Source organism: Phocaeicola fibrisolvens (assembly GCF_025567125.1).
Classification (GTDB): Bacteria; Bacteroidota; Bacteroidia; order Bacteroidales; family Bacteroidaceae; genus Phocaeicola; species Phocaeicola fibrisolvens.
In genome coordinates, this window is record NZ_JAOQJI010000015.1 from 75,983 (window position 1) to 85,596 (window position 9,614).

Sequence of the window (9,614 nt, forward strand, 5' to 3'; positions counted from 1 at the left end):
AGAAGATGAAAGTATATTTGGTTCGACATACTTCGGTCGATGTGCCTTCCGGTACGTGTTACGGTCAGACTGATGTGCCTCTGCGGGCTTCGTTTGAAGAAGAAGCGGCGGTGTGCAAGGAAGCCATCCGGCGCACCGGCATCGGCTTTACCCGTGTGTATGCCAGTCCGTTGTCCCGTTGCACGCGCCTGGCCGCCTATTGCGGCTTCCCAGATGCGGAACGTGACGACCGGTTGAAAGAGATGTACATGGGCGAGTGGGAGATGCAGCGGTTTGATGAAATCACCGATCCACGTATTCAGGAGTGGTACCAGGATTACCTGCGGGTACGTACTACCGGCGGAGAGTCTTTCATGGACGTGCTGGCCCGGGTATCCGATTTTCTGGACCATTTGGACCGTACTTCAGGTCCGGTGCTGATTTTTGCCCATGGCGGGGTACTGGTGGCTGCGCAGGTCTATGCGGGAAAGGTGAGACTGGAAGATGCCATGCAGGCATTGCCTCCTTACGGGGGAATGGTGGAAATCGATTTGCCGCTTCCCCGCTTGCATCCGGTCATGCTGGCTGGTACGGGCAGTGACGTGGGGAAGAGTGTGCTGGCTGCGGCCTTGTGCCGTATTTTCTTGCAGGATGGGTATCATCCGGCCCCGTTCAAGGCTCAGAATATGGCGCTCAATTCGTATGCCACACCCGAAGGACTGGAGATTGGTCGGGCACAGGCGGTGCAGGCCGAGGCAGCGGGTGTGCCTTGCCATACTGACATGAATCCCTTGTTGCTGAAATCCACTTCCGACCGGACTACCCAGGTGGTGCTGAACGGCAAACCCATCGGCAACCGGAGTGCGTATGAATATTTCCGTACTGAAGGGCGTGAGGAGCTGCGTCGGGAAGTCAATCAGGCCTTCGACCGGCTGGCAGCCCGTTACAATCCGATAGTGATGGAGGGGGCCGGCAGTATCTCGGAACTCAACCTGAAGGATACCGATTTGGTGAATCTTCCCATGGCGCGTCATGCTCATGCCGATGTGATTCTGGTAGCCGATATCGACCGGGGAGGTGTGTTTGCCAGTGCCTACGGTTCGGTGGCGTTGCAGACTCCGGAAGACCGCAAGCGCATCAAAGGAATCATCGTCAATAAGTTCCGTGGCGACCTTCGTCTGTTTGAGCCGGGTGTGAAGATGCTGGAAGAGATTTGCGGCATTCCGGTACTGGGCGTAATACCGTACTATCAGGATATTTACATCGAAGAAGAGGACTCGGTGGAACTTTCCCAGAAACAGCGGAAAGCGGTGCAGGGAAAGGTCAATGTGGCGGTGGTCTTACTCCGTCACCTGTCCAATTTTACCGATTTCAATATGCTGGAGCATGACGCACGGGTGAATCTGTACTACACGAACAACGTGGACGATTTGCTGAAAGCCGATATCATCCTGTTGCCAGGAAGCAAGAACACCCTCGGCGATTTGTATGAACTGCGCCGTAACGGGGTGGCACAGGCCATTCTTCAGGCCCGCCGCCACGGGGCAACCGTCATGGGAATCTGCGGTGGCTACCAAATGATGGGACAACGCATTGCCGACCCTGACGGAGTGGAAGGCGATGTCCGTCAGTTGCCGGGACTGGGACTGCTGCCGGTGGAAACGGTCATGGAGGGGGAGAAGGTGACGCGTCAGGTGCGTTTCTCTTTCCTAAAATCCGATACGCCGGATTGTATGGGGTATGAAATCCACATGGGACGTACCTCGGCAGTAGAAGGGGAGACAATGGCTCCATTGGTTTATCTGGAGGATGGAACTCCAGACGGATGTGTGGCAGACCGGAAATGTGCGGGTTCCTACATTCATGGGATACTGGATAATCCGGCAGTTATCGAGTGGTTGTTGGCACCTTATGCCGAAAAACTGACGCAACCGGCATTGGATTATGTCGCTTTTAAGGAAGAACAATACAACAAACTGGCAGACCATGTGCGGAAGCACCTGAACCTGCCGTTGCTTTATCAAATACTGACGAAAAATGATTAACGGACACGGAGACGATGCCTTTCGCTATGCGCATATTCGGGCTAATTTCAGTTCGAATGTGTATCACCGGGTGAATCATGACGGGTTGAACTGCTATCTGGTCGAACGGCTCTCGTGCATCCGTTCCTATCCGGAACCGGAACCCTATACGCTGGGGGTAGAATTGGCCCGGCTGTATGGGGCGCGTCCGGAGGAAGTGTGCGTGACCAACGGGGCTACGGAGGCCATTTACCTCATCGCGCAGGCTTTTCGGGGCAGTCGTTCCCAGGTATGGATACCTACGTTCAGCGAGTATGCCGATGCCTGTTGTCTGCACGCCCATCGGGTAGAAGGTATCTCCAGCGTGGAGGCCTTGACGGAGGAAGAAGGGATATGCTGGCTGTGCAATCCGAACAACCCGACGGGGCAGACGTGGGAGGCGGATACGCTGCGGCGTTTGATTACGCAGTATCCCCGGACCTTGTTTGTCATCGACCAGTCGTACGCGCTTTTTACGGAGAAAGAGGTGCTTTCTGTGGCCGAGACCGTGGCCCGTCCCAATGTCTTGCTGTTACATTCCATGACCAAATGTTTTGCGGTACCGGGACTGAGACTGGGTGCCGTGACGGGAAACGAAGCCCTTCTTCAGCGGATACGCGCCTGCCGCATGCCGTGGTCGGTGAATGCGTTGGCCGTGGAAGCCGGACAGTATTTGTTGCGTCATTTGGGCGACTACCGGATGGAGGTACCGGCCTTGCTGGCAGAACGGAAACGGGTGGCCGAGGCACTGGAAGCTACGGGTGGGGTAGAGGTGCTCCCTTCGGATACCCACTATTTCCTGGCCCGTTTGCGGAGGGGAAGTGCGTCCGACCTGAAAGCCTATTTGGCCGAACGTCATGGGCTGCTCATTCGGGATGCATCCAATTTTGAGGGACTGGACACTCGTTATTTCCGCATTGCGATACAGACAGAAGAAGAAAATAATTTATTAATTGAAGGCATACGCGAATGGATACGTGGATAGAAATGGTACTGATTCCCCTGTTGGGAGGATGCTTGCTTGATAAGTTATTGGGCGACCCTTTGTGGCTGCCTCATCCGGTGGTAGGGTTCGGAAAACTGATAGCCCGGTGTGAACGGCGGGGTAATCAGGGTGTACACCGCAAGCGGAACGGAGCGCTGACAGCCGTGGGGCTGATTCTGTTGGTCTTTTTCGTGAGCTGGGGGCTGTTGGAAGGAGCCAATCGGATACATCCCTGGTTAAAGGTAATCCTTTCGGTAGTAGCCGTATTCTATTGCCTGGCCGGAAAAACCTTGATAGACGAGGTGCGGAGGGTATTTGAAGCTGCCGACATCTCCTTGGAAGCCGGACGGAAACAAGTGTCGCGCATCGTAGGTCGGGACACTTCTGCCTTGTCGGACCAAGAGGTACGTACGGCAGCCTTGGAAACCTTGGCCGAGAACCTGAGCGACGGGGTGATTGCCCCTCTTTTCTGGTATTTCCTGTTGGGCGTGCCCGGTATGCTGGCGTATAAGATGGTGAATACCCTCGATTCCATGATAGGCTACCGGAACTCGCGTTACAAGGACTTCGGTTGCTGGGCTGCCCGTATAGACGATGTGGCCAATTATCTTCCGGCCCGACTGACCGCCCTGCTTATGGTACTGGTGTCCGGTCGCTGGTCGTTGCTGAAGTTTGTGGCTCATTATGGCCGGATGCATGCCAGTCCCAATTCCGGCTATCCGGAAGCGGCTTTGGCCGGTATCCTGAACTGTCGTTTTGGCGGGCCGCACGAGTATTTCGGGGAAACAGTCTACAAGCCCTTCATCGGCAGCAATCCTCGTTCGATAAATAGTGACGACATGCGTCGGGCCATTCGTATCAATCGGTTGGCAGAGGGATTGATGCTGTTGCTGATGGCCGTAGTTTATTGGATTGTTTCTTGAAAGATTTTCGAGGGAAAGTCCATTTTCTAGTGAATAGAAGAAACGCCTTTACGTTTAGATTGAAATGCAAAGTCATTTTCATTTAAACGTAAAGGCGTTTCAATAAAACATCCTTGCGTTTGAATTCAAGCACAAGGATATTTTATGTTTATTGATAGATGTATTCTACATCAGACTTTTTGAATCGGAGGATACGGGTGTCACTCGAACCGGCTCCGTTTTTAGCTGGATAGTAAGCGTTCATTGCACCTACGAAGTACCATCCTTGTCCGTTGTCAGGAGAATAAGTTGCCCACAACATCGAATTATAGTGTGCATGCTTGATACCGTTGGCATCCCATTGAGCTCCAGGACCGTACCATACAAGTGGTTCGTATTGTGATTCAGCCTGATTGTACATTTGGATGTAAATCAAGTCACTCATTGCTACTGTTCCAACAGTGATGTCATTTCTTCGCCGTTGGCGTCGCTGGATGTTGCTGCCACCATTCCAAGCAGTGGTATGCCCTCCATCCCACATCATCCAGATATATCCGCTGGTAGAATTCAGAACTCTTTCAAAGTTTTCCATGGAAGGAAGTTCGTATCCGTCGGGAGCCATGGCAGTTGATGGCAGTTTATTGATATGGACAGTGGAAGTTCCGTATCCTTCCATTTTGGCTACTCCATTGTCATCAATCACCTGCATACCTTGTGTTGTTTTGCCTTGGTACTGCCATTTCCATAAGTTGAAAAACTCTTCTGCCGTACAGTCGCGCAAATAGTCAAAAAGGCTTTTCCCTTCTTTGGCTGCCGGATCGTCTGAGGATAAGATCTGGTCATTGAAATTCTTTGAGTCGCCCATGGCGTTATATTTACACCACCATACTCCATTGAGGTAAGTTACCGGAAGTCCCCAGTTACGGCGGATGACGGTATATTCCTCCCTTTCAGAACCATCGATGTTGCAGATTACTAGTTTTGCTTTTTGTTCTCGTCCGTTGGCTGTTTGGTCATTAGGCTTCCATCCACCCAGAACACGGAATGAGTTGACCGTTTCGTTTCTTTCTGCCAGTTTGATCCAGTGATCCTCACCGCTTTCATATTCTACGGTCAGTTTCTTGGATTCCGGCAGGGTCAGTATTCCCAGTTCATTGTCGATATAACGTCCGAAATCGTATACGTAGCTATCATTGTATTGAATCAGTCCTTCTATTTTAGTTGGATTATCAGACAAAACCAGTGTAAGGTAGTCGTCTGGATAGGTTTGATTCAATCCCTTGCGATGGAAACGTAGTTTGATTTCTTTTCCAGGTACTCCCAGTCTCCATCTTTCCTTCTGTATGCGGAACAAGTTTTTTCCCATTGTTTCCGGGCTCGTTCCTCCCAAGGTTTCTACAGTCAGTGGCATTTCATCTGGAATGAATTCCAGTTCATCGTCACAATCCACAGCCAGTGTCAGTTCTGTAGCCATATAAGGAAGAATCACACGGTTCTTGTCTGCTGTAACTGTAACGGTTCCAGGTAGGTCGGAAGCTTTTGTGTCGACTTTCAAACTGCCAGCTTCAGAAGCAAGCGTATGATCACCTCCGTCTTCCCATTCGATGACACTTAATGTGATATCTGTTGTCACCGGGTCTGTACCGATGTTCAAAGTATAGACTGTATTTCTTTTCAGGATAGCCGGAAGATTGGCTTCTACAGTTCTACTCTGTCCTTCTACTTTCATTTTGATACAGACTTTCAGATCTGTTCCGCTCTGTTCATAGACATAAGCAATCCCTTCCGTACTGGTTTCCAAGGCTTGTGGAAAGTCTGTAGCAATGTCCTGTACTGTTTCATTCTCTGGTGCAGATACTGGATTCTGTTGAAAGAGATAGGATTGTTTCGTCATATTTTTCAGCACCACTTGTTCTACCTGCACCGATTTAAGGGTTCGGATGGACAGGTCGAAACGAGCTGTTCCTCTTTTCAGAGTCATGCTTCCTGTATTTTGTGACAAGTCAAGCATACCGGAGAAGAAATCAGCCGCATGTATATTGCCTTCCGTGTTGGAAAGAGTGACTTTCAGCCATTCCTCTTCAGAAATACTACGATTCTTCATTTCTTGCAAATTAATTCGGTCGGCAGTATTGGCTAACATGTAGAGGTGTCCCGATTGTTGGTCAGTTTGTAACACATATTGGTTATTCTCTTGTCCGAACTCGGTATAGATTTCTGTCAGTATTCCGTTTTCAAACAAACAGGCCTGTAATTCATTAATCTGTCCTTCTTCCGGTAAAGCTGCGTTTCTGCCGTCGATGCTGAACACACCGATATCAGCTTTTACAGTCCGTATGTGTGCATTGTCAATGCCTTCTTTTGTCATCTCCTCGTTACAGGAGGTTGTCAGGAATACGGTGGAAAGTATACCGAAAAATTGTATGTATTTTTTTATGTGCATATTGATGGTTTACTTGTCTGTTTTCAAATTTTTATTTCAATTCATTTATTCATAAATGTACTCTACCGGAGTCTTGACACATCGGATGGTACGAGTTTTTTGCGCATTGTTGGCTGCATATTTGAACCAGTTTCCTTTTCCAGTACTTTGTGCATACCCTTCTATTAGCCAAGTGCTTCCTGAATTACCATACGTGGCGAATAGAATCATCATACTGGAGATACTGGTTTCACTCCATTGATGTCCCAATCCGCACAGAGTCAGATGATTTCCTCCATATTCGAAGTCATAGAAGGTAATCGGTCCATACTGTAGCCCTTTGAAGGTTGCGTTGCGTTCTACTACATTGAAATTCAGACGCTGTCCCAGGCCGTTATTAAAAGCGCCAGGGTTGTAATAGGCCAGGTTACAGTTTGTTCCCCATGTGTAGAAACGGTAATTGTTATAATCCGGAATCTGATATCCGTCGGGTGCCATAGAGGTGGGATTCAATGTACCAAAATTGTCTGACTGGTTTTTATAGCCTTCGTAATAGAAGATGCTGTCGTTATGAGTCAGTTTTAATCCATTGAGATTTCCCGCCTGATATTGGTCTCCCAAAATATTCAGAAATTCTTCATCGGAACAATTGGTTAAATATTCAGCCAGACTTTTATCTTTTGCCGGATCTGTATGAATTAGAATCTGGTCGTTAAAATTCTTTGCGTTACCTCTCAGGTTATATTTACACCACCATACTCCATTTATGTTTATTACTGGTAATCCCCAGTTCAAACGTTTGATGGTATAGGTTTCCGGATGTCCTCCATTAGTGTCGGAGATAATCAGCTCACCAATTTGTTCCCTTCCGTCAGCATGAGGGTCATTGGGTTTCCATCCTCCCAGTAGACGGTAGGTATTGTTTCCTTCGTCGGTCAGTTTCATCCATTGGGACTCTCCTTCGTTGAATTTCAGTTCCAGTACCTTTCCTTCCGGAACAGTGATTTCTCCTAGTTCTCCATCGATGTATCGGTTGAAATTGCATACTCCGTTCTCGTCAAACTGGATGGCTCCTTTGACAGAGACTGGATTGGGCATGAATACCAATACGACTCTTCCTGTCTGCAAGTTCCCTTTGTGTACATCCAAATAAATGTATTCGTATGTACTGCCTGGCATTTTTTGTGAACTGGATACATTGAATTGTGCTACGGGGGAAAGATTCCGTGACAGGCTGACTGGAGTGATATTTACGCCATTGGCTTGTCCCTGAATGCTTACTTCCGCACCTGTCTCAGCTGCCAGAGTGAGTTGAAAACTACTTTCCCAACAAGGAACGAACACTGTATCACAGAGTGCATTCAGGATGACTCCTTCTGATAGTTTGGAGTTTTCTTTATCCACAAGTCCTTTGTAAGAAAGGTCAGAATCAGAAGACGATCCGCTTTCCCAGTTATCGGTCAACACTTCTACTTTCAGGTCTGCTCCATTTCCATATACTTTTAATGTATAGATAGTATTACGTTTTAGTGCCGGAAGGGTCGTTTTCAGTCGGTGCCATCCTCCGTTTGCGGTCATCATGATTTCCACTTCATGTCCGTTTGTATATTGTTCCGGGAGATAGAATAGAGTCGTCTTCCCATTTTTAAAGGGCTGATCTCCAAAATCTTTTGTCAAACTGGTCTTTTCAAATTCTTCAGGTGACTGATTGGCATCTTGTTCATTGACAAATCCGGTCAATGCTATTTCCTTTATAATTACACTGTTTACCTCTGCATCTTGGAAGGGTGAATCCAAATCAATACGGGCTACCGCACGTTTTAGCGCAATCGATAAAGAACTGCTTTCAATGTTCAGGTTAGCTTTTCCGCCCATCAGCAAGTTTTCAGATGTCATTTCTTCTGATGTGGCTGTCAGTTTCAGAAAGTCATTCAATGTAGTGATATCCTTCTGAAGGTTTTCCTTAGCAATAACCTTTGTGCTGTTGGCCAGAAAATACAGGCTTCCTTTCCGTTGTTCAATTTGAAGCTGGCACGTACCTTCTTCGTTTATTTGTAGGGAATTAAATGTTTCTTTTAATATCCCATTCTCAAAACGGTAGGCATTGAGTGTGGTTATTTGTGATTCTGTGTCGCTGGCTGTTCCGTTTGTCATTCCCGTTCTTGAAAAGTGAACGGCTAATGTTCCTGTGGCTTCCTGCGTGTGCTGAACGTCTTCATGGTTGCATCCACTCAGTAAAAATAAGCCGGCGCTTGCCAATGTAAGTATATATTAGACTTTATATAGATTAATTTATTATATGACTCATTTTGTGCGTGATTCTGAAGTTGTGTAATCCACAAGCAATAAGAATCACCATATCTTCGAAACCGAATTTATGGCATCTGAATCGTTCTTTAGCAATACGGCATTTTTTCATACCACCTATGGCATGCTCCACTTTAATCCTGATTCCGGAAATCCGCTTGTTCTCTTGTTTTTCAACAGTAGTAAGCTCTTTTCCTTTAGGTTTCTTCTTGGGCATGCATATTTCAGCTCCATCCGGTCTGTGTCCGGTGAAGCCTGTATCTTGCCAAAGCCTGATACCTTTGGGGAGTAGAAGAGGTTCTTCATCACAAATCTTTTTGTCATGGACATGACCTTCGTATGTGGAACTCAGCCATACAATCCTAAGATTGTTGGTACATAGCAGGTTATTCTTTATGCTATGAGTTTTTTTTACCACTATAGCATGCGGACTGCCTGTCTTCATCCAAAGGGCGTTGAATAGGCCGCTCGGTTCCGTCCAATAAGACTTCTTCGCATCCTTGAAGAATGTGTATCAGACGTTTGGAGTTACGGTCCGGCAATTCACCAAGCGTTTTCAATGTACGCCGGAGAATCTCCGAAAGAAGGTGAATCCATCTATTGGCCTGGGGCTGGGTCATCTCAAACTGAATGGCATGGAGTTCCTGAAGGGGATTGGTCTTCAGATATACCAATATGAAGAACATTTTGTCCTGAATCAGAGGCAATACACTGGTCTTCCTGTTGTAAGATATGCGTTGACGCACTTTACCTTCCAAGGTAAAATGGCTGTAATATTCATCCCAATGGTACTTGAAAGTTATTAGCAAGGCATCAAACTCAGCAGGAGTTAATCCTGTCGCTGCAAGCACTTGGCTATAACGGTGGCGAATCTTGTCGTAATACATCAATTGAACCTTTTAGACCACAAAGATAAGTCAAAGAACGCTTTAATCAATTATTCGATATAAACTCTA

7 protein-coding genes and 1 pseudogene are annotated in these 9,614 nt (G+C 47.5%); 4 read left to right on the forward strand and 4 right to left on the reverse strand.

Annotated features, from left to right (window positions below):
• Positions 1-5 precede the first annotated feature (5 nt).
• The 4 genes and pseudogenes from cobC to cbiB form a co-directional block, all read left to right on the forward strand.
• Positions 6-515, forward strand: a pseudogene (gene cobC, locus OCV81_RS17855) (alpha-ribazole phosphatase); the annotation flags it as partial.
• On the forward strand, positions 516-2,024 hold the full coding sequence (locus tag OCV81_RS08465) for a cobyric acid synthase (protein WP_394802528.1): 1,509 nt from the start codon (positions 516-518) through the stop codon (positions 2,022-2,024). It begins immediately after the preceding pseudogene.
• Positions 2,017-3,027, forward strand: coding sequence for a threonine-phosphate decarboxylase (locus OCV81_RS08470; protein ID WP_148329642.1), 1,011 nt, complete (start codon positions 2,017-2,019; stop codon positions 3,025-3,027). The genes OCV81_RS08465 and OCV81_RS08470 overlap by 8 nt, the downstream gene beginning before the upstream one ends.
• Entirely contained in the window at positions 3,012-3,950 is a 939-nt protein-coding gene (gene cbiB, locus OCV81_RS08475) for an adenosylcobinamide-phosphate synthase CbiB (protein ID WP_148329643.1), read from the forward strand. The genes OCV81_RS08470 and cbiB overlap by 16 nt, the downstream gene beginning before the upstream one ends.
• Positions 3,951-4,098: 148 nt before the next feature.
• Here cbiB and OCV81_RS08480 read toward each other — a convergent pair whose 3' ends face one another.
• The 4 genes from OCV81_RS08480 to OCV81_RS08495 form a co-directional block, all read right to left on the reverse strand.
• Positions 4,099-6,372 (reverse strand): hypothetical protein, encoded by a 2,274-nt coding sequence (locus OCV81_RS08480; RefSeq protein ID WP_148329644.1) that lies wholly within the window; start codon positions 6,370-6,372, stop codon positions 4,099-4,101.
• Positions 6,373-6,417: 45 nt separating this feature from the next.
• The gene (locus OCV81_RS08485) at positions 6,418-8,505 is read right to left on the reverse strand and encodes a hypothetical protein (RefSeq protein WP_262640291.1); all 2,088 of its coding nucleotides are present in this window, start codon (positions 8,503-8,505) and stop codon (positions 6,418-6,420) included.
• Positions 8,506-8,638: 133 nt separating this feature from the next.
• Positions 8,639-9,103 carry a transposase family protein gene (locus OCV81_RS08490; RefSeq protein WP_148329646.1) on the reverse strand — a complete coding sequence of 155 codons (465 nt, stop codon included), beginning with the start codon at positions 9,101-9,103 and terminating at the stop codon, positions 8,639-8,641.
• On the reverse strand, positions 9,057-9,545 hold the full coding sequence (locus OCV81_RS08495; protein WP_204435066.1) for a helix-turn-helix domain-containing protein: 489 nt from the start codon (positions 9,543-9,545) through the stop codon (positions 9,057-9,059). Before OCV81_RS08495 ends, OCV81_RS08490 begins: the two co-directional genes overlap by 47 nt.
• Positions 9,546-9,614: the final 69 nt, after the last annotated feature.

Excerpts from the sequence above, each read along its gene's own strand:
- OCV81_RS08465 (WP_394802528.1), top strand. The coding sequence starts at position 516 with ATGGTGGAAATCGATTTGCCGCTTCCCCGCTTGCATCCGGTCATGCTG.
- OCV81_RS08470 (WP_148329642.1), top strand. The coding sequence starts at position 2,017 with ATGATTAACGGACACGGAGACGATGCCTTTCGCTATGCGCATATTCGG.
- cbiB (WP_148329643.1), top strand. The coding sequence starts at position 3,012 with ATGGATACGTGGATAGAAATGGTACTGATTCCCCTGTTGGGAGGATGC.
- OCV81_RS08480 (WP_148329644.1), bottom strand. The coding sequence starts at position 6,372 with ATGCACATAAAAAAATACATACAATTTTTCGGTATACTTTCCACCGTA.
- OCV81_RS08485 (WP_262640291.1), bottom strand. The coding sequence starts at position 8,505 with ATGACAAACGGAACAGCCAGCGACACAGAATCACAAATAACCACACTC.
- OCV81_RS08490 (WP_148329646.1), bottom strand. The coding sequence starts at position 9,103 with ATGAAGACAGGCAGTCCGCATGCTATAGTGGTAAAAAAAACTCATAGC.
- OCV81_RS08495 (WP_204435066.1), bottom strand. The coding sequence starts at position 9,545 with ATGTATTACGACAAGATTCGCCACCGTTATAGCCAAGTGCTTGCAGCG.